The organism is Pseudomonas sp. TE3899, from assembly GCF_056279105.1.
Genome location: NZ_JBWBQR010000001.1, coordinates 4939921 through 4961703 on the forward strand (window position 1 = coordinate 4939921; position 21783 = coordinate 4961703).

General features: G+C 61.2%; 19 protein-coding genes and 1 pseudogene. 9 read left to right on the top strand and 11 right to left on the bottom strand.

What is annotated here, in order from left to right:
* Positions 1-143 precede the first annotated feature (143 nt).
* From ACZ89E_RS22435 to ACZ89E_RS22450, 4 genes are all read right to left on the bottom strand, one after another.
* Complete coding sequence (locus ACZ89E_RS22435) at positions 144-1520, bottom strand: M16 family metallopeptidase (protein ID WP_149659305.1); 1377 nt, start codon at positions 1518-1520, stop codon at positions 144-146.
* Between the two features lie 52 nt (positions 1521-1572).
* Entirely contained in the window at positions 1573-3231 is a 1659-nt protein-coding gene (locus tag ACZ89E_RS22440; RefSeq protein ID WP_149659306.1) for a Na/Pi cotransporter family protein, read from the bottom strand.
* 387 nt (positions 3232-3618) lie between these two features.
* Positions 3619-4386, bottom strand: a complete 768-nt coding sequence (locus ACZ89E_RS22445) for a TerC family protein (RefSeq protein ID WP_149659307.1) — start codon at positions 4384-4386, stop codon at positions 3619-3621.
* An 83-nt stretch (positions 4387-4469) separates the two neighbouring features.
* Entirely contained in the window at positions 4470-5777 is a 1308-nt protein-coding gene (locus ACZ89E_RS22450; RefSeq protein ID WP_149659308.1) for a CitMHS family transporter, read from the bottom strand.
* A gap of 319 nt (positions 5778-6096) precedes the next feature.
* On the opposite strand from ACZ89E_RS22450, the gene ACZ89E_RS22455 reads away from it, so the two are divergent.
* Positions 6097-6498 carry a GFA family protein gene (locus ACZ89E_RS22455; RefSeq protein WP_476256472.1) on the top strand — a complete coding sequence of 134 codons (402 nt, stop codon included), beginning with the start codon at positions 6097-6099 and terminating at the stop codon, positions 6496-6498.
* Here ACZ89E_RS22455 and ACZ89E_RS22460 read toward each other — a convergent pair whose 3' ends face one another.
* Positions 6499-6825, bottom strand: coding sequence for a DOPA 4,5-dioxygenase family protein (locus tag ACZ89E_RS22460; protein ID WP_149659310.1), 327 nt, complete (start codon positions 6823-6825; stop codon positions 6499-6501). It lies immediately after the preceding gene.
* Positions 6826-6909: 84 nt separating this feature from the next.
* Here ACZ89E_RS22460 and ACZ89E_RS22465 point away from each other — a divergent pair, with 84 nt between their 5' ends.
* Positions 6910-7575 (top strand): NAD(P)-dependent oxidoreductase, encoded by a 666-nt coding sequence (locus tag ACZ89E_RS22465; protein ID WP_463258968.1) that lies wholly within the window; start codon positions 6910-6912, stop codon positions 7573-7575.
* Positions 7576-7588: 13 nt separating this feature from the next.
* Here ACZ89E_RS22465 and ACZ89E_RS22470 read toward each other — a convergent pair whose 3' ends face one another.
* A complete protein-coding gene (locus tag ACZ89E_RS22470) occupies positions 7589-8539 on the bottom strand; it encodes a choline sulfate utilization transcriptional regulator (protein ID WP_149659312.1) in 951 nt (316 codons plus the stop codon).
* A gap of 114 nt (positions 8540-8653) precedes the next feature.
* Here ACZ89E_RS22470 and betC point away from each other — a divergent pair, with 114 nt between their 5' ends.
* The 3 genes from betC to ACZ89E_RS22485 all read left to right on the top strand — a co-directional run bounded on the left by betC (position 8654) and on the right by ACZ89E_RS22485 (position 12841).
* Positions 8654-10168, top strand: coding sequence for a choline-sulfatase (gene betC / locus ACZ89E_RS22475; protein WP_476256473.1), 1515 nt, complete (start codon positions 8654-8656; stop codon positions 10166-10168).
* 16 nt (positions 10169-10184) lie between these two features.
* Positions 10185-11102 (top strand): choline ABC transporter substrate-binding protein, encoded by a 918-nt coding sequence (gene choX, locus ACZ89E_RS22480; protein WP_476256474.1) that lies wholly within the window; start codon positions 10185-10187, stop codon positions 11100-11102.
* A gap of 170 nt (positions 11103-11272) precedes the next feature.
* Positions 11273-12841 (top strand): SulP family inorganic anion transporter, encoded by a 1569-nt coding sequence (locus ACZ89E_RS22485; protein WP_463258965.1) that lies wholly within the window; start codon positions 11273-11275, stop codon positions 12839-12841.
* 95 nt (positions 12842-12936) lie between these two features.
* Here the strand turns inward: ACZ89E_RS22485 and aroE are convergent, their stop codons facing one another.
* Together aroE and hemF are read right to left on the bottom strand one after the other, a co-directional pair.
* A complete protein-coding gene (gene aroE, locus ACZ89E_RS22490; protein ID WP_476256475.1) occupies positions 12937-13758 on the bottom strand; it encodes a shikimate dehydrogenase in 822 nt (273 codons plus the stop codon).
* A 13-nt stretch (positions 13759-13771) separates the two neighbouring features.
* Positions 13772-14686 (bottom strand): oxygen-dependent coproporphyrinogen oxidase, encoded by a 915-nt coding sequence (gene hemF, locus ACZ89E_RS22495; protein ID WP_149659317.1) that lies wholly within the window; start codon positions 14684-14686, stop codon positions 13772-13774.
* Positions 14687-14850: 164 nt separating this feature from the next.
* On the opposite strand from hemF, the gene ACZ89E_RS22500 reads away from it, so the two are divergent.
* Complete coding sequence (locus tag ACZ89E_RS22500; protein WP_149659318.1) at positions 14851-15828, top strand: NADPH:quinone reductase; 978 nt, start codon at positions 14851-14853, stop codon at positions 15826-15828.
* Positions 15829-15954: 126 nt separating this feature from the next.
* Here the strand turns inward: ACZ89E_RS22500 and tsaC are convergent, their stop codons facing one another.
* The 3 genes from tsaC to ACZ89E_RS22515 all read right to left on the bottom strand — a co-directional run bounded on the left by tsaC (position 15955) and on the right by ACZ89E_RS22515 (position 18773).
* A complete protein-coding gene (tsaC, locus tag ACZ89E_RS22505; protein WP_149659319.1) occupies positions 15955-16512 on the bottom strand; it encodes an L-threonylcarbamoyladenylate synthase type 1 TsaC in 558 nt (185 codons plus the stop codon).
* Positions 16513-16567: 55 nt separating this feature from the next.
* The gene (gene dprA / locus ACZ89E_RS22510) at positions 16568-17668 is read right to left on the bottom strand and encodes a DNA-processing protein DprA (protein ID WP_476256476.1); all 1101 of its coding nucleotides are present in this window, start codon (positions 17666-17668) and stop codon (positions 16568-16570) included.
* Between the two features lie 79 nt (positions 17669-17747).
* Entirely contained in the window at positions 17748-18773 is a 1026-nt protein-coding gene (locus tag ACZ89E_RS22515) for a LysM peptidoglycan-binding domain-containing protein (protein ID WP_476256477.1), read from the bottom strand.
* Positions 18774-18940: 167 nt separating this feature from the next.
* On the opposite strand from ACZ89E_RS22515, the pseudogene def reads away from it, so the two are divergent.
* The 3 genes and pseudogenes from def to rsmB all read left to right on the top strand — a co-directional run bounded on the left by def (position 18941) and on the right by rsmB (position 21772).
* Positions 18941-19448: pseudogene (def, locus tag ACZ89E_RS22520) on the top strand (peptide deformylase).
* A 57-nt stretch (positions 19449-19505) separates the two neighbouring features.
* Positions 19506-20465 carry a methionyl-tRNA formyltransferase gene (gene fmt, locus ACZ89E_RS22525; protein WP_476256478.1) on the top strand — a complete coding sequence of 320 codons (960 nt, stop codon included), beginning with the start codon at positions 19506-19508 and terminating at the stop codon, positions 20463-20465.
* Positions 20462-21772: a 16S rRNA (cytosine(967)-C(5))-methyltransferase RsmB gene (rsmB, locus tag ACZ89E_RS22530; protein WP_149659323.1), complete on the top strand. Its 1311-nt coding sequence runs from the start codon at positions 20462-20464 to the stop codon at positions 21770-21772. Before fmt ends, rsmB begins: the two co-directional genes overlap by 4 nt.
* The last annotated feature ends 11 nt before the right edge of the window (positions 21773-21783 follow it).

Sequence of the window (21783 nt, forward strand, 5' to 3'; positions counted from 1 at the left end):
GACCTGTGGCGAGGGAGCTTGCTCCCGCTGGGGTGCGAAGCGCCCCCAAAACCATTCACTGCATTTCTTCAGGTAAATCTTGCTGGCTGGTTTTACGACTGCTGCGCAGCCGAGCGGGAGCAAGCTCCCTCGCCACAGGGTAGTTAGTGTTTGCGATGCAAGCGCCAGCCCAGCACACCCAGCACCAGCAACCCAAACACCCCTGCCAACACCCACAACAACTGATCATCACTGATCAACGGCTTCTCGATCCGCAAATACCCCGGCTGCAGCAGCAACTCGCGCATGGCCTTGTTCGCTTCTTCCAGCGTCACCCCTTGCAGTTCCTTGGCCGGGTTGGTGAAGCGTCCGTCCTCGTAATCCCCCAGGGCGCTCCAGTAGTAATCGGCCAGGGCGCTGTTGCCTTGCACGGCCCAGGACTGGCGAGCGATAGCGGCTTGCTTGAGGCGGTCGAAGGTCTCGGCGTCGAGGCCGTTCTTGAGCAGCTCGGCCTTCATGTCTTCCAGCACTTGCTTGGCTTCGTCGACGTTTTCGCGCTCAAGGTCGGCATTCAGGCTCATGAAACCGACGCTGCCGAACAACTCGCGCTCGGCCCACGGGCCGTAGGACAAACCATGGGCCAGGCGCATCTGCCGATAGAGCGCCCAATCCAGGTAATCCTTGAGCAGGTCAAAGGCTTGATCGGGGATGTCTTCCAGCACCGGCTCCGGCACCAGCCAGTGCAGCTTGGCCCCACCGCCGACGAAACCGTGGATCAGGCTGCGTTCATGGGCCGCGCTGGTCTTGATGTCCGGCAACGGCAAATGCTCGGACGGATCGACCGCCTCAAGCGGCCCCCAGGCCCGTTCCAGATAGGCCGGCAGCAGCTTGTCGAGGTCGCCGACCACGATCAGGGTCATGTTGTTGGGGGCGTACCAGGCCTTGCGCACCTTATCCAGCTGCTCGCGGGTCAGGTGATCGACTTCGGCCCGCTCGGGGCATTTGAGGCCCAGCTCCACCGCCAGTTGATTACTGGCGGTGTGGCCCAGGTCCTGACGATCCATCCAGCGCTGCAGGTGCGAATAGTGGCCGCCGTCTTCACGCTCGACCACTTGCTTGGCGGCGTTGATCGCGTTGTCGTCAAATCGGGTCTGGGTCAGCAGCGCCAACAACAGGTCGAGGACCTTGCGCTGGTTTTTCGCCGGGGCTTCGATCACGAAGGTGGTATCGGCGTTGCTCGTGAAGGCGTTCCATTCACCGCCCAGGGCCTGCATGCGTTCTTCCAGCCCCCCTTCACCGCTGGCGTCGATGCCGCTGAACAGCAGGTGTTCGAGCAGGTGCGGCAGTTCCTTTTCATCGCACTTGAAGTCATCGATGCCGACGCCGACCACCAGCCGAATCGCCACATGCCCACGGTCATTGCCGGGCTTGAGCAGCAATTGCAGGCCGTTGGGCAGCGCATAGCCTTCGACCTGGAAACGATCCAGGGCAAACGAAGGGAATGAACCGAGCAACAGACAGGCGAACAACAGACAACGCATAACGAGCTTCCAGGCTGAACCATTGTTACTGACTGGCCACACCGTCAGACGTTCAAGGTGAATGCGTGATGTCCGCCAAATCGTCAGCCGCCAGCGCACCGGTGTCGGACGTTTCCAATACCGCGTAGGCACTGCTGCAAAACAGCGAATTCAAGCGTTTCATGTCGGCGATCAACTCCAGGTGCAACGAACTGGTTTCGATACTTTGCACGATCTTACGTTGCAAACGGCTGACATGAGCATGGGCCAGGCGGCGTTCCTGTGCGCGAAAGCGACGTTTCTCGCGCAGCAACTGCCGGGCGCTTTCCGGATCGCTGCTGAGGAACACCGACAGCCCCAGGCGCAAATTGGAGATCAACTGACTGTGCAACCCCGCCAACTCTTCCAGGCCGACGTCGGAAAAGGACCGGCGCTGCGAAGTCTTCTGCTGCTGGACCTTGCGCAGCATGCGTTCGATCAAGTCGCTGGCGAGTTTGAGGTTGATCGCCAGCTCGATGATTTCCGCCCAGCGCCGACTGTCCTGATCGCTGAGGTCTTCCCGGGGCATCTGCGCCAGGTAGAGCTTGATCGCGCTGTAGAGCGCTTCGACGTCATCGGTGTGGCGACGCATTTCCTGGGTGACGGCGGTCTGTTTGCCGTGCAACACGTCGAGCATGGCTTCGAGCATGTTGTCGATCAGATCGCCAATGCGCAGGGTTTCCCGGGCGGCGTTGGCCAGCGCCAGGCTCGGGGTGACCAGCGCGGTCGCGTCCAGATGCCGGGGCTTGGCCATGCCGTTGAGTTCCGGGCGCTCCGGCAACAACCAGGCGCAGAGCCTGGCCATCGGCCCGACGCTGGGCAACAGGATCAGGCAACGCGCGGTGTTGTAGAGCAAGTGGAAGCCAATGACCATTTCCTGCGGGCTGAAATCCAGGCTGTCGATCCAGTGCACCAGCGGGTCGAGCACCGGGATGATCAGCAACAGCCCAATCAGTTTGTACAACAGGCTGCCCAGCGCCACCTGGCGCCCGGCGGCGTTCTGCATGCTGGTGCTCATGAACGCCAGTACACCGCTGCCGATGTTGGCGCCGATCACCAGGCCGATGGCCACCGGCAGGCTGATCACACCGGCACCGGCCAGGGTCGCGGTCAGCAGGACGGCGGCCAGGCTGGAGTAGGAAATCATCGCGAACAGCGCGCCAATCAGGGCATCGAGCAGGATGTCGCCGGTCAGGGAGGCGAAGATCACCTTCACCCCTTGGGCGTGGGTGATCGGGGCGGCGGCTTCGACGATCAGTTGCAGCGCGAGGATGATCAGGCCCAGGCCGATGGCGACCCGGCCCATTTGTCCGACGCGGGTCTGTTTGCGCGACAGGAAGAAAATCACCCCGAGGAAGATCAGCAGCGGCGACAGCCACGACAGGTCGAACGTCAGCACCCGCGCCATCAGCGCCGTACCGACGTCGGCGCCGAGCATGGTCGCCAGCGCCGGGGTCAGCGCCATCAGGCCCTGCCCGACGAAGGAAGTAACCAGCATGGCCGTGGCGTTGCTGCTCTGGACCATGGCGGTCACGACGATACCGGCGATGAACGCCAGGCCACGCTTGGACATGTTCTGGCCAATCACATGGCGCAGATTGGAACCGTAGACCCGCAGGATGCCGGTTCGGACGATGTGCGTGCCCCAGATCAGCAAGGTCACGGCGGAAAGCAAATTGAGCAGGGTCAGCATGCTGGGCCCCCTGTGGTGGTAGCGTCCCAAAGGGACAAGTTGACGGTACCGCGCGACGTTCTACGTTCTGTACTTAAGCTGTAGTTGGCTAACGGTCTGGGCGCCAGCATCGCATAGCTAAAGAAGTGATTGAAACAAAACTGTCATAAAAACAGCTTGATACAGAGATGAAAAAGGGGCCCGAAGGCCCCTGCGCAATATTTGGAGTCACCGCATGACTGTGGCGAGGGAGCTTGCTCCCGTTCGGCTGCGCAGCAGTCGTAAAACCGGCGAATGCGGTTCGTCTGATAAACCGCGTCGCCGATATGGGGGCCGCTTCGCGGCCCAGCGGGAGCAAGCTCCCTCGCCACAAAAGCAGCTTTGCCACACCGGCTCCATCACAGCAGATTACTGGCCCGGAATGTCCTTGCGCAGTTTCACCGGATCCTGCTGTTTCTTCTTTTTCGCAATCGCGGTGCGCATCTTGATGTTGATCGCTTCCACGGCCAGCGAGAACGCCATGGCGAAGTAGACGTAGCCTTTTGGCACGTGCACGTCGAAGGATTCGGCAATCAGCACGGTACCGACGATCAGCAGGAACGACAGCGCCAGCATCTTCAGCGACGGGTGCTTGTCGATGAACTCGCTGATGGTGCCGGACGCCCACATCATCACCAGCACGGCGACGATGATCGCCGCGATCATGACCGGTACGTGGGAAACCATGCCGACGGCGGTGATCACCGAATCCAGCGAGAACACGATGTCGATGATCGCGATCTGGATGATGGTGTAGAGGAAGTTGCCGCCCTTGCCGCTGGGCTCTTCGTTGGTTTCGTCTTCGCCTTCCAGCGCGTGGTACATCTCTTGCGAGCTCTTCCACAGCAGGAACAGACCACCGAAGAACAGAATCAGGTCACGCCCGGAAATGCCCTGGCCGAACACTTCGAACAGGTCGGCGGTGAGGCGCATGACCCAGGTGATCGACAGCAGCAACAGGATCCGCGTGACCATGGCCAGGGCCAGGCCGAACAGCCGGGTGCGCTTTTGCATGTGCTTGGGCATGCGGCTGACCAGGATCGAAATCATGATGATGTTGTCGATGCCCAGGACGATCTCCAGGGCAGTCAGGGTAAAGAAGGCAACCCAGATTTCAGGGTTGGTCAGCCATTCCATGTGTATTCCTTTGAGCGAGTGTTAAACCCAGAAGAGCCGGGCTTCAACCAGCGAAGCGCGGCCCGTCGGGGTGAGTCTTTGATTTATAGAGTGCTGAAAACCGGGAAAATCCCCATCAGCAACGCCGCAACCAATATGCAGAGGCACACCAGAACGGCCCATTTCAGAGTGAAGCGCTGGTGGTCACCAAATTCAATACCGGCCAGGGCCACCAACAGATAAGTCGATGGAACCAGCGGGCTAAGCAAGTGGACGGGCTGGCCGACAATCGAGGCACGGGCCATTTCCACGGCGGTGATGCCGTAATGGCTGGCGGCTTCGGCCAGAACCGGTAACACGCCGTAATAAAATGCATCGTTGGACATGAAGAACGTGAACGGCATGCTCACCAGCGCCGTGATCACCGCCAGGTACGGGCCGAGGAAATCCGGGATAACCGCCAACAGACTTTTCGACATGGCATCGACCATGCCGGTGCCCGACAGAATACCGGTGAAGATACCGGCCGCGAAGATCAAACCGACCACCGCCAGCACGCTGCCGGCGTGGGCCGCGACACGGTCCTTCTGCTGTTGCAGGCATGGATAATTGACGATCATCGCGATACTGAAGGCCACCATGAACAGCACCGGCAGCGGCAACAGGCCGGCGATCAAGGTACCCATCAGGGCCAGGGTCAGTGCGCCGTTGAACCAGATCAGCTTCGGACGACGGGCGTCCGGGAACTGCGAAACGCTGATTTCACTGTGGTCCACTTCGTCGCCTGCCAGGTGCAATTCACCCAGGCGCGCGCGCTCACGTTTACCGTAGAAGTAGGCAATCGCCAGGATCGCCACCACACCGGCCAGCATCGCCGGAATCATCGGCACGAAAATGTCCGATGGGTCCACGTGCAGCGCACTCGCCGCACGAGCGGTCGGGCCGCCCCACGGGGTCATGTTCATCACGCCGCCGGCCAGGATGATCAAGCCGGCCATGATCCGCGGGCTCATGCCGATGCGGCTGTAGAGCGGCAGCATGGCGGCCACGCAGATCATATAAGTGGTCGCGCCGTCACCATCGAGGGAGACAACGAGCGCCAGAACGGCGGTACCGACCGAAACTTTCAACGGGTCGCCCTTGACCAGTTTGAGGATCTTGCGCACGGCCGGGTCAAACAGGCCGGAGTCGATCATCAGGGCGAAGTACAGAATGGCGAACATCAGCATCACGCCGGTCGGCGCAAGCTTGGTGATGCCTTCGAGCATCATCGGGCCGATCTTCGGCGCAAAACCGCCGAACAGGGCAAAGACGATTGGAATAATAATCAGGGCGATCAGCGCGGACAGGCGCTTGGTCATGATCAGGAACATGAACGTGATGACCATGGCAAAGCCAAGGAAAGTCAGCATGGGAATACTCCAGGCGTAGCGCGGCTAGGGAATGGGCGAACCGGGTGGGGTCAGCGCAGAACGGGAAGCACGAGGCGTACGGGGGGAGTTGCGGCAAAGCGGCGGGTAGCAGAAGACATCAGAATCACCATTGTTGTTGTTAATTGGGCCGTGCGAGCGATAAAACACAGGCAGTGGCCAACCGGTCTGTTGCCGGTAGTGGGGGCGATCCTAATGGGGAAAGCTTTCAGCCAGCTTTCGCTGGTGAAAGCATTGACCGGATGGGCAACCGGCCGTCGGACGGGCTCAACGTCCCGAAACACGGGGCAGGAGGCAAAAAATGGACAAAATTCATACCGGCGGCTGCCACTGCGGACATCTGCGCTATCAATTCAGCGGGCCGCTGCACGACATCGCCCACTGCCATTGCTCGATCTGTCGGCGGGTCAGCGGCGGGATCGTGACCACCTGGATCACCGTGCCCGTTTCAGCGTTTGAATGGAAAGGTGGGACACCGGCGCGGTACGACTCTTCTGAACACTGCGCGCGATATTTCTGCCCGACCTGTGGGGCACAGGTGGCCCTGATCACGCAGCTCAGCCCCGAGAGCATTGACCTGACGATCGCCACCCTCGATCACCCGGAGCAGGCCCCGGCCGACCGGCACATCTGGACCGACAGCCGCTTGCCCTGGCTGCACCTGGACGAGCACCTGCCCAGTGAAGCCGAGGAAAACATCTGATCAGAAAATAGACAGGTTCAACGGCCGGATCGCGCCCATCCACACGGCGTGTTCGGTGTGATCGAGCAGGTCATCGCCAGTGTCCGGGTGCAGGAATACCACCAGACCGTTGCGGTTTAGCACCAGCCACGGCAGCACCTCGCCAAGGAGTTCCGGCCCGAACGCCAACTGGCAGCTCCAGTCCGGGTGCGGACCGACCGGGCGCTCATGCACGCGGCCCATCTTCAAAGGGAATAAGGTTGCGGCCTGTTCACACAAGGCCCTTGCCTGGTCGATCGTACTGGCGTCGAAATAGACGTGGGCGTGATAGCCCGTGATTTGCTGCATTTGAACCTCTCGAAAAACCCGGTCGAACCGTTGCCGTTTCCTACAGGTCACACACCATATAGTTAGGAAACAAGGAACTCAGCCATGAAAAATGCCGAAACCCCGGTGGTGAAAGTGGTGCTCTATGGTGCCATGAGTAGCCTGGGCAGTGCGCTGATGGCTGAAATGCTGCGGCGCCAGCATGAAGTGATCGCGATTCTCGATGACCTGACCGCGCTGGCGCCACGTCCGGGCCTGCGCACCAAGAACGGTGATCTGTTCGACGCCGAGCGGGTCAAGCAAAGCGTGGCCGGGTGTTCGGCGGTGATCTGTTTGCTGGACGCACCGGGCCTGCCGATCAACAGCGAACATGTGGAAAAAACCATCGTGCCGGGTCCGGTCGAGCAGGTGCTGGCGGTGGATGCGCTGATTGACGGCATGCAAGCCGCCGGCATTGGCCGGTTGTTCGTAGTGGGGGATTTTGCCGAACTCGATGAAGCGGAAGTCGAGGACGACCTTCAGCATCATGCCGCCGAAGAAATCCTCGAAGCCCTGCAAAGCAGCGGCCTGCACTGGACATTGGTGGATGCGCCGCGCGGGGCTGCCGGGCTGACCATCGAGCATTTCAGCCAGGTCAGCAGCAGCCTGGAGCCGGGGTTGGGCGAAGCGCTAGAGCGATTGAATCGGGTGGCCGTCGGTATTGCCGATGAGCTGCGGTTGAATCTGCACCTCGGGGAGCATGTGAGTTTTGTGGCGGCTTCCGGACCGTAAAGATTCCAGCCTTTCACACCGCAATCGACGGTAACGGCAAACCGTTCAACGACTGCGCACTGCTGGCCTGCTCCGCCATCAACCAATCCACAAACTGTTTAATCAACACCCCACGGCGTTTGCGCTGGGGCAACACCACGTAATAACCCAACCGGGAAATAATCGTGTCGGCAATCGGCCGGCACAACAAACCCTGGGCCAGCAAGTTATCCACAAGGTGCCGCCAACCGATGGCCACGCCCTGTCCGCCGATCGCCGCCTGGATCAACAAGGTGTAATTGTCGAAACGCAGCTGCCCCGGTGCCGGTGCGGACGTTAACCCCAGCTCACGGAATACGCCGCTCCAGTCGAACCAATTGGCGCTGTTTTCACCGCGAAGGTGCAGCAGCGGCAACTCCAGCAGCGACTGGATCGGCAAGGGCAGGGCGCGCTCCTTTAACAACAGCGGACTGCACACCGGGAACACTTCCTCGCTGAACAGCCAATGGCTTTCGCCCTGTTTAAAGCGGCCATCGCCAAACAGGATCGCCACGTCGATATCGGTGCGCAGCATGTTGTGATTGCGCTCGCTGGTAACCAGGCTGACGTCGACCTGCGGATTGGCTTCATGGAAGCGGTGCAGGCGCGGCATTAGCCAATACGCCGCGAAGGCGAAATCGGTGGCGACTTGCAGCACTTCATGTGATTGCTGAGCGCTGATTGCGGTCAACCCTGCATCGATATTCTGCAAACCGAGCTGAACCTGCTCGAAAAGGATCATCCCGGTTTCGGTCAATTCGATACCGCGATAGATGCGATCGAACAGCCGCGTGCCGAGCTGTTCCTCCAACCGCTTGATCTGCTGACTGATCGCAGGCTGCGTGGTGCCGAGCTCCACCGCAGCCGCGGTGAAGCTGTGCTGACGGGCCGCTGACTCGAAGGCGCGCAGCAGGTCCAGGGACAAATCACCAAGGGCGTCATACATAAGCTGTGCTTATCCTAGTCATTGCCGTGCATGGGCTTTACCGTAAAACGCATGGACTCCATGCTCGATCGCAGCACTCTCGCATAAATATTCACTATGGAATGCCGCGATCACATGAAGCGCAAGAATATTCTTTTCATCATGGCCGATCAGATGGCCGCGCCAATGTTGCCGTTCTACGGGCCTTCGCCGATCAAACTCCCGAATCTGAGCCGCCTCGCCGCCGAAGGCGTGGTGTTCGACGCCGCGTATTGCAACAGCCCGTTGTGCGCGCCGTCGCGGTTTACCCTGGTCAGCGGTCAGTTGCCGAGCAAGATCGGCGCCTACGACAACGCGGCCGATTTCCCCGCCGATGTCCCGACTTACGCCCACTACCTGCGGCGCCTCGGTTACCGCACCGCGCTGTCGGGCAAGATGCATTTCTGCGGTCCCGATCAACTCCACGGTTATGAAGAACGCCTGACCAGTGACATTTACCCGGCCGACTACGGTTGGTCAGTGAACTGGGACGAACCGGACGTGCGCCCGACTTGGTATCACAACATGTCGTCGGTGCTGCAAGCCGGGCCATGCGTGCGTACCAATCAGCTGGATTTCGACGAAGAGGTGGTGTTCAAGGCCCAGCAATACCTGTTCGACCACATCCGCGAGGATGGCGACCAGCCGTTCTGCCTGACCGTGTCGATGACTCACCCACACGACCCGTACACCATTCCCAAGGCGTTTTGGGATATGTACGACGACGCCGACATCCCGTTGCCTACAACGCCGGCCCAGACTGAACTCGACCCGCACTCCCAGCGTTTGCTCAAGGTCTACGACCTGTGGAACAAGCCTTTGCCTGTGGATAAGATTCGCGACGCACGTCGGGCGTACTTCGGAGCATGCAGCTATATCGACAGCAACGTCGGCAAACTCCTGCAAACACTCGAAGAAACCGGTCTGATCGATGACACCATCATCGTGTTCTCCGGCGACCATGGCGACATGCTCGGCGAGCGTGGCCTCTGGTACAAAATGCACTGGTTCGAAATGGCCGCCCGCGTGCCCCTGTTGATCAGTGCGCCGGGACAATTCGGGGCAGGCCGGGTCAGCGCGGCGGTTTCCACGGCGGATCTGCTGCCAACCTTCGTCGAACTGGCGGGCGGAACGCTGGAAGCCAATCTGCCGCTGGACGGCCGCTCGCTGGTTTCACATCTGCAAGGGCAGGGCGGTCACGACGAAGTGTTCGGCGAATACATGGCCGAAGGCACCATCAGTCCGTTGATGATGATCCGCCGTGGCGCCTACAAATTCATCTACAGCGAAGACGACCCTTGTCTACTCTTCGACGTACACAACGACCCGCGCGAGCAGGAAGAACTGAGCCATTCGCCGCAACATCGCCAGCTTTTCGACGATTTTCTCGCCGAAGCCCGGGCCAAATGGAATATTCCGGCGATCCACCAACAGGTGCTCGACAGCCAACGGCGCCGGCGTTTCGTCGCCGACGCCCTGACCATCGGCAAACTGAAGAGCTGGGATCACCAGCCGCTGGTGGACGCCAGTCAGCAGTACATGCGCAACCACATCGACCTCGATGATCTGGAGCGCAAAGCACGTTATCCACAACCCTGCCAAAACCAATAATGTGAAGGGGAAGTCCATGCAAAGGTTATCCACAGTACTGACGGTCGGGCTTCTGGCTCTGGGCAGTGCATCGGTTTACGCCGATCAATGCGACACGGTGAAAATGGCCGACCCTGGCTGGAGCGACATCGCCGCCACCAACGCCATCACCGGGTTTCTGCTGGACGGCATGGGCTACAAGGCCAAGGTCGACACCCTCGCGGTGCCGATTACCTTTGGCGGTTTGAAGGAGGGCCAGGTGGATGTGTTCCTGGGTAACTGGATGCCAGCGCAGCAGGGCTTCTATGACAAGTTCGTAGCCACGGGCGATGTCACGCAACTGGCGAAAAACCTTGATGGCACCGAATTCACGTTGGCGGTCCCGGACTATGTGTGGGACGCGGGTGTGCATAACTTTTCCGACCTGAACAAATACGCCGACAAGTTCGAGAAAAAGATCTACGGCATCGGCTCCGGCGCCCCGGCGAACATCTCGTTGCAGGACATCATCAAGAAGAACGACTTCGAGCTGGGCCAGTGGAAGCTGATCGAGTCCAGCGAGCAGGCGATGCTGGCCGAAGTGTCCCGCGCGGTGAAAAAACAGAAGTTCGTGACCTTCCTCGGCTGGACCCCGCACCCGATGAACGTGCAGCTGAAAATGCATTACCTCAAGGGCGGCGAGAAGTACTTCGGCGACACCGGCGCGGTTTATACACTGACCCGCAAAGGTTATGCACAGGCCTGTCCGAACGTGGGCAAGCTGCTGACCAACCTGAGTTTTACCCAGGAAATGGAAAACAGCATCATGGCTGAGGTGGTGAACAAGAAAGTCAGCAATGCCGAGGCGGTGAAGGCGTGGATCAAGGCCAATCCGGCGGTACTGGATAAGTGGCTGGATGGGGTGAAGACCGTGGATGGCAAGGATGCGTTGGGGGCGGTCAAAGCCAAGCTTTAACACTCTCCACTGATCGTTCCCACGCTCTGCGTGGGAATGCATCCCGTGACGCTCCGCGTCACCTCCCGAAGCGGACGCGGAGCGTCCATGGCGGCATTCCCACGCAGAGCGTGGGAACGATCAGCGTCTGTCCTGTTACCCTTTGCGCAAACTCCCACCCGAGAGGACCCATGGCCTTCCCCAGCCGCCATTCACTCTTCCCGTTTCTCAGTTGGCTGCCCCGGCAGACCCGCGCCAGCGTCGGGCGTGACTTGATCGTCGGCCTCAGCGGCGCGATTCTCGCGCTGCCGCAATCCATTGCCTACGCGCTGATTGCCGGTCTCCCACCGGAATACGGCTTGTATGCCGCGATCATCCCGGTGCTGATCGCCTGTTTGTGGGGTTCGTCGTGGCATTTGATCTGCGGTCCTACAGCCGCCATCTCCATTGTCTTGTACGCCAGCGTCAGTCCTCTGGCCGTGCCCGCGTCCCAGGACTACATCACGCTGATCCTGCTTCTGACACTCCTGGCCGGGATTTTCCAGTGGTTGCTGGGGATGCTGCGTTTCGGCGCGCTGGTGAATTTCGTCTCGCACTCGGTGGTGCTGGGGTTCACCCTCGGCGCGGCGGTGGTGATTGCCATCGGGCAGATGCCGAACCTGCTGGGATTGGAATTGCCCAATCAGGCCACGGCGCTCAACAGCCTGATGACCTTGATCACGCATCTCGGGGCTGTGGATAAACCTTCGCTGGTGCTGGGCCTGGCCACGGTGGTGGTCGGTATCGTGTTGAAACTGTTACTGCCGCGCTGGCCGACGCTGCTGATCGCCCTGGTCCTGAGCGGTTTGCTGGTGTGGCTGTGGCCGTCGATGTTCGGCCATGTGAAATTGGTCAGTGCGTTTTTCGGACGCTTGCCGCCCTTCAGCGCGCTGCCGTTGGACCTCGAATTGATCCTGCGTCTGCTGCCGAGCGCGGTCGCCGTGGGCATGCTCGGGTTGGTGACGAGCCTGTCGATCGCCCGTTCCCTGTCGGCACGTTCGCAGCAATTGCTCGACGCCAACCAGGAAGTCCGCGCCCAAGGGTTATCCAACATCGTCGGGGCGTTTTTTTCCGGGTCGCTGTCCGCCGGTTCATTCACTCGCTCGGGGCTGAGTTATGAAGCGGGCGCCTGCTCACCGCTGGCCGGGGTGTTCTCGGCGTTGTGGGTGGCGTTGTTCGCGATCTTCGGTGCCGGGTTGATCGCGCACATTCCGATCCCGGCCATGGCCGGCAGCATTTTGTTGATCGCCTGGGGGCTGGTGGACCATCGCGGTATTCGTGCGTTGCTGCGGGTCAGCCGCGCCGAATTCGTGGTCATGGCCCTGACCTGTGTCGCGACATTGCTGCTGGAATTGCAAACCGCGATCTACGCCGGAGTGCTGGCCTCGCTGTTCTTCTACCTCAAACGCACCTCGCAACCGCGGGTGCAGCATTGGCGTGATGGCGATGAAGACATCCTGCGGGTCGGCGGCTCGATCTTCTTTGGCGCCAGCCATTACCTGCAAGTGCGTCTGCAACGGATGCATGGCGCGCGGGTGGTGATAGAGGCGCAGCACATCAACTTCATCGACTATTCAGGCGTGGAGATGCTGCACCAGGAGGCGCGGCGGTTGCTTAAACAGGATCGCAGCCTGACGTTGCGCGGGGCGAGGCCACCGGTGGTGGAGGAGTTGCGGAAACTCGAAGGGGCGGAGAGGTGCCCAATCCGATTCGAAGATTGAAACACGACCCCCTGTAGGAGCGAGGCTTGCCCGCGAAGGCGTCCTCAGGTACGCCAAAAGCTTCGCGGGCAAGCCTCGCTCCTACAAGGGCGGGGTTAGGCGCCGAGTTGGCGGCGCAGTTCGGCCAACACTGGCGCCGTATCCGGCCGCACGCCGCGCCACAGGTAGAAGGCTTCCGCCGCCTGCTCGGCCAGCATCCCCAAGCCGTCCATCGCCATTGCCGCGCCGTGTTCGCTGGCCCAGCGGCAGAACGAGGTCGGTTCCTTGCCGTACATCATGTCGTAGCACAGCGTCCTGCCCGGTTCGATCAAACTTGCGGCAATCGGTGGTACATCGCCTGACAGGCTGGCGGAGGTGGCGTTGATGATCAGGTCCACCGGCTCTTGCAACCAGTCGAAACCACTGGCGGATACCGGCCCCAAATCGGCAAACAAATGCGCCAGCAACTCGGCTTTTTCCACGGTGCGGTTGGCGATGATCAGCGACGCCGGTTGCTCGGCCAGCAAAGGCTCCAGCGCACCGCGCACCGCGCCGCCAGCACCCAGCAGCAGGATGCGTTTGCCCTTGAGGCTGAAACCGGCGTTGACCGTCAGGTCCCGCACCAGCCCGGCGCCGTCGGTGTTGTCGCCCAACAACGTGCCGTCAGCCAGTTTGCTCAGGGTGTTCACCGCACCGGCCCGTTGCGCACGCTCGGTCAGGCTGTCGGCCAGGCGAAAGGCGTCTTCCTTGAACGGCACGGTGACATTCGCCCCACGCCCTTCAGCGAAAAATGCCCGGGCAAAGTCGGAAAAGTCGTCGAGTGGCGCCAGCGACGTGCTGTAGTCCAATTGCTCACCGGTCTGCTCGGCAAACAGGCGATGGATCAACGGCGACTTGCTGTGGCCAATCGGGTTACCGAATACGACATAACGATCCATCAGGATTCCTCGTTCAAGCCTTGGCCAACCAATCACGATCTTGCAGGAAATACTCGGTCAACCGCGCTTCCTCGCTGCCCGGTTCGACCTTCCAGTCATAGCCCCAGCGCACTTGCGGCGGCAGAGACATGAGGATCGACTCGGTACGCCCACCCGATTGCAGGCCGAACAACGTGCCACGGTCGTAAACCAGGTTGAACTCGACATAACGACCCCGGCGGAATTCCTGGAACTCACGCTGTTTCTCAGTGAACGCATCGTTCTTGCGCCGCTGCACGATCGGCAGGTAGGCGTCGATGAACGCATCACCGATGGCGCGCATGAAGGCGAAACTGGTGTCGAAGTCCCATTCGTTCAGGTCATCGAAAAACAGACCGCCAATGCCCCGAGGTTCGTGACGATGCTTGATGTGGAAGTACGTGTCGCACCAGGCCTTGTAGCGCGGGTAGACGTCCGCCCCGAACGGCGCGCAGGCCTGCTCGGCGATGCGGTGCCAGTGCACGCAGTCTTCTTCATTGCCGTAGTAAGGGGTCAGGTCGAAGCCGCCGCCGAACCACCAGACCGGTTCTTCGCCTTCTTTTTCGGCGATGAAAAAGCGCACATTGGCGTGGGACGTCGGAACATGGGGGTTGTGCGGGTGAATCACCAACGACACGCCCAGTGCTTCGAAGCCGCGCCCGGCCAATTCCGGCCGATGGGCACTGGCGGACGGTGGGAGACCGCTGCCAAAGACGTGGGAAAAGTTGACGCCGCCCTTTTCGATCACGGCGCCGTTTTCGATCACCCGGGTGCGACCGCCACCGCCGGCCGGGCGGGTCCAGGCGTCTTCGACGAAGCGCGTGCCGCCGTCCTCGGTTTCCAGGGCGGCGCAAATGCGGTCTTGCAGGTCGAGCAGGTAGGCTTTTACGGCCTCGGTGCGGGTCGTCATGTCATCACCTTGAATCGGGCAAAACTACGCGGCGCGCCACGGGAGCGGGGGCCGGCGCAAATGGGCGCGTAGCATAACATCGCCGATACACCTGCCGCAGTTGACGAAGATCAAGCATAGGAGTCCGATAGGGAGCTTCGTAATGCGACCTAAGGAGAGTTCTGATGGCAAAGCGTATTCAATTCCGCGCCCATGGCGGCCCCGAAGTGCTTGAGTATGTCGATTACCAGCCCGCCGAGCCCGGCCCGCAGCAAGTGCGCGTCACCAACAAGGCGATCGGCCTGAACTTCATCGACACCTACTACCGCAGCGGCCTCTATCCGCTGCCAGCGTTGCCGTCCGGTCTGGGTTCGGAAGGCGCCGGCATCGTCGAAGCCGTGGGCAGTGAAGTCACCCGCTTCAAAGTCGGTGATCGCGTGGCGTATGGCAGCGGACCGCTGGGTGCATATAGCGAAGTCCATGTGCTGCCGGAAGCCAATCTGGTGAGCCTGCCGGATGCGATCAGCTTCGAGCAGGCCGCCGGCGTGATGCTCAAGGGCCTCACCGTGCAGTACCTGTTGCGTCAAACGTATGAACTCAAAGGTGGCGAAACCATCCTGTTCCATGCAGCAGCGGGTGGTGTCGGTTCCCTGGCCTGCCAGTGGGCCAAGGCTCTGGGCGTGAAGCTGATCGGCACTGTCAGCTCAGCGGAGAAAGCCGCGCTGGCCAAGGCCAACGGCGCCTGGGCGACGATCGATTACAGCCACGAAGATGTCGCAAAACGCGTGCTGGAATTGACTGACGGGAAAAAAGTCCCGGTGGTGTATGACGGCGTCGGTAAAGACACCTGGCTGACGTCGCTCGATAGCGTGCAGCCTCGGGGCTTGGTGGTGAGCTTCGGCAATGCGTCGGGCGCGGTGGACGGGGTGAACCTGGGGATTCTGTCGGCGAAGGGTTCGCTGTACGTGACCCGGCCAACCCTGGCGACTTACGCCAACAACGCCGAGAACTTGCAGCGCATGGCCGATGAACTGTTCGAGATGATCATCAGCGGCAAGTTGAAGGTCGATATCAGCCAGAAGTATCCATTGGCACAAGCGGCGAAGGCGCAGACCGAGTTGTCGGCGCGGCGCACGACGGGTTCTACGGTGTTGTTGCCGTAACGCCGCACTGTGGCGAGGGAGCTTGCTCCCGCTGGGCTGCGAAGCGGCCCCGCTTCTCCCTAAAAAGAAGGGGACTGCTGCGCAGTCCAACGGGAGCAAGCTCCCTCGCCACAAGTCACTCAGGTGTTAGCCCGGGCGCACCACATGCCCGGTCGCCACATCCCGAATCACACTCGGGTTCTTGCGCCCACCGAGATTACCGCCCAGCACGCCATCGATTTGCCCACGGAAATACTGCTCGACGCGAATCCGCGTGCGCGCCGCCGGCCGGCCCTGCGGGTTGGCAGACGTCGACACCAGCGGCCCCACTGCTGCGCACAAATCCCGCACCAACGGGTGATCGCTGACCCGCAGCGCCACCGTTTCATGCACGCCGGTAATCCATTGCGGCAACAGATTCTGGTGTGGCACCAACCAAGTGTTTGGCCCCGGCCAGGTGCTGGCCATACGGTCCATCCACAGTTCAGGGAAATCTTCGAACAGGAAGTCGAACTGCCGAATATTGTCGGCCACCAGGATCAGGCCTTTACCCATGGCCCGGCCCTTGATCATCAACAAACGGCTGACCGCTTCTTCGTTCCACGGATCACAACCCAGGCCCCAGACGGCTTCGGTTGGATAGGCAATCACCGCCCCTGCGCGAACGGCTTGCGCGGCTTGTTGCACACGCCAACTGTTGACCATGAAAAAACTCTCCGGAATAAGGCTCTGCGCAGTTTACCGATCTTCCTTATAAAACCTAGCTCACCCGCGCGAACCAGCGTCCGCTTTCGCACACGGCCCGGCCGTCCATTTCCAGTTCCGTCAACGCCGCCAGCACTTTGGGCAGGGCCCACCCGCTACTGTGGGCCAACGCTTCACTGGTGTGCGGCGCCGCGTGCAGCAACATCAGCAACGGATGGGTCGCCTGCGGAGTTTCTGTGGATAACGGCAATTGTTGCCAGCCGCGTAGGGCTTCGAGAATGTGGTCGATGGTTTCCACCAGCATCGCGCCTTCGCGGATCAGTTGATGGCAGCCCTTGGCGCCGGGGTGATGAATCGATCCCGGAATCGCATACACCTCGCGCCCCTGTTCCGCCGCAAGCCTGGCCGTAATCAACGAACCGCTGGCGACACTGGCCTCGACCACCAACACGCCGAGGGATAAACCGCTGATGATCCGGTTGCGCCGGGGGAAGTTGCTGGCGCTCGGGCCGGCGTCCAGCGGGAACTCGGAAAGCACCGCGCTGCCCGAGGCAATCATGGCGTCCGCCAGTCGACGGTTGCGCTGTGGATAAAACTTTTCAAGTCCCGTGCCAAGTACCCCGACCGTTCGCCCGCCCACGTCCAAAGCCGCCTGATGTGCGGCAGCATCGATGCCCAGGGCCAGGCCGCTGGTGATGACGAATCCGGCACCGGCCAGGCTGCGGGAAAACGCAGCGGCCGTGTCCATCCCCGGCCGTGAAGCACGGCGGCTGCCGACCATCGCCAGTTGCGGTTTTTCGAGGATGCCCGGATCGCCGGCGACAAATAACAGCGGCGGTGCATCGCTGATTTCCGCCAGTAACGCCGGGTACTCGGGTTGGTCCCACATCAGTAAATGCTGGGCCGGACGCTCTAGCCAGGCCAATGCGTGGCTGGCGCCGTCGCGGATTTCACTGGAGCGTCGAGCCTCGGCGCTGGCCGCCGGCAACCCCAACGCACGCCAGGCACTGGCGGGCGCGCTAATGGCTTTTGAGGCCGAACCAAAGGCTTCGAGGAGTTTTTTAAATCGCGCCGGTCCGAGTTCGGGCAGGCGATGCAGGCGTAGACGGGCTTCCAGTTCCGCAGGAGAAACTGGGGTAAAAGCAGTGAGCGACATGGATCATCCTTGATCGTTATGAGCCCCGTTCAAACGGGAATAAGCTGTGGATAACTCTGTTGGTAACTTGTGGAGCAGGCTAAGGATTTCGCACCTTATCCATCACCGCAAGCGAGCGCGATGCGTTAAGAACCAACCCGAAACTAAGTTTGTCGTAGGTGCGGAAAACCATCAGCAAACCGGCGCGTTCATCGGGAATTTTCAGCGGTTGGCCGGTCACGCGATCACGCACGGTTTCGCCGGTTTTCATCACCACCAGCACATTGCCTTCGACCAGGCCGTCCCGTTGCCCCTTGTTCAGCGTGACCACGTCCATCGCGCCAATCTGCGTGACCCCGCGCGGCACATCGATGATCAAGCCGTTGATGTCGTTCTTCGGCGCGCTGGGCATGAAGGTCGAATTGATCGCCCGTTCTTCGCCGCTGAACAAGCGGTCACCGAGGCGCACTTCCTGGGTGGTGCGTTGCAGCGCCAGGGTGGCGACATCGCCCTCGGTCGCGACAATCTCGCCGCCGCCGATGTCGTCGGCGTTGATCCCCAGGAACTCCTTGCTCTGCGGATCGGTGTAGACCTTGCCCTGGCGGAAGATGCCGTACACCGGCTGGTTCGGGTCGAAGTGGCCGCGGGCGAAGATGCGGTCGCCGGTGCCGCTGAGGACGCGTTCGGCATCGCCGGCGACGATGTAAGGCGCCTTGTCGAAGTCCTCTACCTTGTCGACGATGCGGTTGCTCAACAGAAAGCTATTGATCGATTGCAGCGGAATGCTCGGTATCGCGTCGGCCACCGGGCTGCTGCGGATCCGTGGCGAGAGCTTGATGGTGCCGCGGGACTCGCCGCGATTGAGGGTCAGGCGCGGCTGGCCGTTGACGTAAGTGAGCGTCAGCAAGTCGCCGGGATAGATCAGATTGGGATTCTGGATTTGCGGATTGACCTGCCAGAGTTCGGGCCATTTCCACGGCTCACGCAGGAATTTGCCGGAGATGTCCCAAAGTGTGTCGCCCCTTACCACTGTGTATTGCTGCGGAAAACCTTCCTTGAGCTGCACTTGCCCGTGCGCCAAACCGGCCGAGGCCAGAAGGAGCAAGGCGAGTAGTGATTTCCTCATGCGGTGAATCCCTTTATTATGTGCGTTCGCGTAAAACGCCAGAGCCCCCGTGGCTCGCTCCTGGCTCTTCACAAAGAAAGGAGCTACGTTTTACAACGGTAGCCTGCATCTTCGGACCCGCCAGGCCATCGACCCGACTTTACCTCACATGTGCAGCAATTAAGCTTATGGCCATTTTAGACATCCTCGAATTTCCCGACTCGCGCCTGCGCACTATCGCCAAACCCGTGGCCGTAGTGGACGACGAAGTGCGTCAGTTGGTCGATGACATGTTTTGAAACAATGTATGAAGCGCCAGGCATCGGCCTCGCCGCGACCCAGGTCAACGTGCACAAACGTATCGTCGTGATGGACCTCTCCGAAGACCGCAGCGAACCCCGGGTGTTCATCAACCCCGAGTTCGAAACCCTGACCGACGAGATGGAGCAATACCAGGAAGGCTGCCTCTCGGTGCCGGGCTTCTACGAAAACGTCGATCGCCCGCAAAAGGTCAGGATCAAAGCCCTGGACCGCGATGGCCAACCCTACGAACTGATCGCCGAAGGCCTGCTCGCCGTGTGCATCCAGCATGAATGCGACCACCTCAACGGCAAGTTGTTCGTCGATTACCTGTCGAACCTTAAACGCGACCGAATCAAGAAGAAACTGGAAAAGCTCCATCGCCAGAACGCTTGATGCCCTCCTTTCAAAGGCTTGCTGCGGCAAGCCTTTTTCTTTTCAGAGATTGCTCCCATGACTGAGCCACTGCGCATCGTCTTTGCCGGCACCCCGGAATTCGCCGCCGAACACCTCAAGGCCCTGCTCGCCAGCCCTTACGAGATCGTCGCGGTCTACACCCAACCGGACCGTCCGGCGGGCCGCGGGCAAAAACTGATGCCGAGCCCGGTCAAGCAACTGGCTGTGGAAAACAACATCCCGGTGCTGCAACCGCCGACCCTGCGCAACGAAGACGCCCAGGCTGAACTGGCCGCACTCAAGCCCGACTTGCTGGTGGTGGTCGCCTACGGTCTTATCCTGCCGCAAGTGGTGCTGGATATTCCGCGCCTGGGTTGCATCAACAGCCACGCCTCGCTGCTGCCACGCTGGCGTGGGGCGGCGCCGATCCAGCGCGCCGTTGAAGCGGGCGATGCCGAAAGCGGCGTGACGGTGATGCGCATGGAACTGGGCCTGGATACCGGCCCGATGCTGCTGAAAGTCACCACGCCGATCACTGGCGAAGACACTGGCGGCAGCCTCCACGACCGTCTGGCGGATATGGGCCCGCCCGCCGTGATTCAAGCGATTGCCGGCCTCGCTGCCGGAACGCTGGAAGGCGAAGTGCAGGACGACAGCCTCGCCACTTATGCTCACAAATTGAACAAAGACGAAGCACGCATCGACTGGAGCCGTCCGGCGGTTGAGCTGGAACGCCTGGTCCGCGCCTTCAACCCGTGGCCGATCACCCACAGCACGCTGAATGGCGAAGCGCTGAAAGTATTGGCCGCCAATCTCGCCGAAGGGCAGGGCAATCCGGGGCAAATCCTCGGCGCCAGCAAGGACGGTCTGATCGTCGCCTGCGGTGAACAGGCGCTGTGCCTGACCCGTCTGCAATTGCCCGGCGGCAAGGCGCTGAACTTCAGCGACTTGTTCAACAGCCGCCGTGAGAAATTCGCCGTCGGCACCGTGCTCGGCCAAGTGGTGGACGCTCAATGAACCCGCGTCTGGCCGCCGCCAAGGCACTTGCCGCTGTCCTGAACGGAAAAGCTTCGCTCAACAGTTCCCTGCCGACGCAGATGGACAAGGTCGAAGACCGCGATCGTGGCTTCACCCAGGACCTGGCGTTCGGCACTGCGCGCTGGCAGCCACGCTTGTCGGCGCTGGCGGCCAAGTTGTTGCAGAAGCCGTTCAAAGCGGCGGATGCCGATGTCGAGGCGTTGTTGCTGGTCGGCCTCTATCAATTGCTTTACACCCGCGTCCCGGCCCACGCCGCCATTGGCGAAACCGTCGGTTGTGCCGACAAGCTCAAGAAGCCCTGGGCCAAGGCCTTGCTCAACGCCGTGCTGCGCCGCGCCCAACGGGAAAGCGAAGCGCTGCTGGCCGAGCTGGAACACGACCCGGTAGTGCGCACCGCCCATCCTCGCTGGCTGCAAAAATCCCTGAAAGCGTTCTGGCCTGAGCAGTGGGAAGCCATCTGCGCGGCGAACAACGCGCATCCGCCGATGATTCTGCGGGTCAACCGTCGCCATCAGACGCGCGATGCGTACCTCGGCTTGCTGAGTGACGCGGGCATCGCCGCCACGCCATGCGTTTACAGCCGCGACGGCATCATTCTCGACGCCGCCGCCGACGTACGCAGCCTGCCGGGTTTCGCCGAAGGCTGGATTAGCGTGCAGGACGAAGCCGCGCAACTGGCCGCCGATCTACTTGACTTGGCGCCGGGCCAACGGGTACTCGACGCCTGCTGCGCCCCCGGCGGCAAGACCTGCCACATCCTCGAAGCCGAGCCGGCACTGGCCGGCGTGGTGGCGGTGGACCTGGAAGCCAAGCGTCTGGTGCGGGTGAGGGAAAACCTCGCGCGTCTGGGCCTGAGCGCCGAACTGATCGCCGCCGACGGCCGCGACACCGCGACCTGGTGGGACGGCAAGCCATTCCAGCGCATCCTGCTCGACGCGCCGTGCTCGGCCACCGGCGTGATCCGTCGCCACCCGGACATCAAGCTGACCCGCCAACCGGACGACATCGCCGCACTCGCGGTGCTGCAAGGCGAATTGCTCGACGCCATGTGGATAACTCTGGAAGTGGGCGGGATTCTGCTTTACGCCACCTGCTCGACGCTGCCGACCGAGAACACCGAAGTCATCGAAGCCTTCCTCGCCCGCACGCCGGGTGCCCGTGAACTGGACCTCGCCACCACAGCCGGGATCAAGCAGCCCCATGGTCGCCAATTGCTGGCCCAGCAGGGCGGTCACGACGGGTTCTACTACGCCAAGCTGATCAAGATTGCCGCCGCACGCGGTTAACCGGATTTTCA

What these genes read in the sequence shown, in the direction of transcription:
- ACZ89E_RS22435 (WP_149659305.1), bottom strand. Translation starts at nt 1,520, where the DNA reads ATGCGTTGTCTGTTGTTCGCCTGTCTGTTGCTCGGTTCATTCCCTTCG.
- ACZ89E_RS22440 (WP_149659306.1), bottom strand. Translation starts at nt 3,231, where the DNA reads ATGCTGACCCTGCTCAATTTGCTTTCCGCCGTGACCTTGCTGATCTGG.
- ACZ89E_RS22445 (WP_149659307.1), bottom strand. Translation starts at nt 4,386, where the DNA reads ATGGAATGGCTGACCAACCCTGAAATCTGGGTTGCCTTCTTTACCCTG.
- ACZ89E_RS22450 (WP_149659308.1), bottom strand. Translation starts at nt 5,777, where the DNA reads ATGCTGACTTTCCTTGGCTTTGCCATGGTCATCACGTTCATGTTCCTG.
- ACZ89E_RS22455 (WP_476256472.1), top strand. Translation starts at nt 6,097, where the DNA reads ATGGACAAAATTCATACCGGCGGCTGCCACTGCGGACATCTGCGCTAT.
- ACZ89E_RS22460 (WP_149659310.1), bottom strand. Translation starts at nt 6,825, where the DNA reads ATGCAGCAAATCACGGGCTATCACGCCCACGTCTATTTCGACGCCAGT.
- ACZ89E_RS22465 (WP_463258968.1), top strand. Translation starts at nt 6,910, where the DNA reads ATGAAAAATGCCGAAACCCCGGTGGTGAAAGTGGTGCTCTATGGTGCC.
- ACZ89E_RS22470 (WP_149659312.1), bottom strand. Translation starts at nt 8,539, where the DNA reads ATGTATGACGCCCTTGGTGATTTGTCCCTGGACCTGCTGCGCGCCTTC.
- betC (WP_476256473.1), top strand. Translation starts at nt 8,654, where the DNA reads ATGAAGCGCAAGAATATTCTTTTCATCATGGCCGATCAGATGGCCGCG.
- choX (WP_476256474.1), top strand. Translation starts at nt 10,185, where the DNA reads ATGCAAAGGTTATCCACAGTACTGACGGTCGGGCTTCTGGCTCTGGGC.
- ACZ89E_RS22485 (WP_463258965.1), top strand. Translation starts at nt 11,273, where the DNA reads ATGGCCTTCCCCAGCCGCCATTCACTCTTCCCGTTTCTCAGTTGGCTG.
- aroE (WP_476256475.1), bottom strand. Translation starts at nt 13,758, where the DNA reads ATGGATCGTTATGTCGTATTCGGTAACCCGATTGGCCACAGCAAGTCG.
- hemF (WP_149659317.1), bottom strand. Translation starts at nt 14,686, where the DNA reads ATGACGACCCGCACCGAGGCCGTAAAAGCCTACCTGCTCGACCTGCAA.
- ACZ89E_RS22500 (WP_149659318.1), top strand. Translation starts at nt 14,851, where the DNA reads ATGGCAAAGCGTATTCAATTCCGCGCCCATGGCGGCCCCGAAGTGCTT.
- tsaC (WP_149659319.1), bottom strand. Translation starts at nt 16,512, where the DNA reads ATGGTCAACAGTTGGCGTGTGCAACAAGCCGCGCAAGCCGTTCGCGCA.
- dprA (WP_476256476.1), bottom strand. Translation starts at nt 17,668, where the DNA reads ATGTCGCTCACTGCTTTTACCCCAGTTTCTCCTGCGGAACTGGAAGCC.
- ACZ89E_RS22515 (WP_476256477.1), bottom strand. Translation starts at nt 18,773, where the DNA reads ATGAGGAAATCACTACTCGCCTTGCTCCTTCTGGCCTCGGCCGGTTTG.
- fmt (WP_476256478.1), top strand. Translation starts at nt 19,506, where the DNA reads ATGACTGAGCCACTGCGCATCGTCTTTGCCGGCACCCCGGAATTCGCC.
- rsmB (WP_149659323.1), top strand. Translation starts at nt 20,462, where the DNA reads ATGAACCCGCGTCTGGCCGCCGCCAAGGCACTTGCCGCTGTCCTGAAC.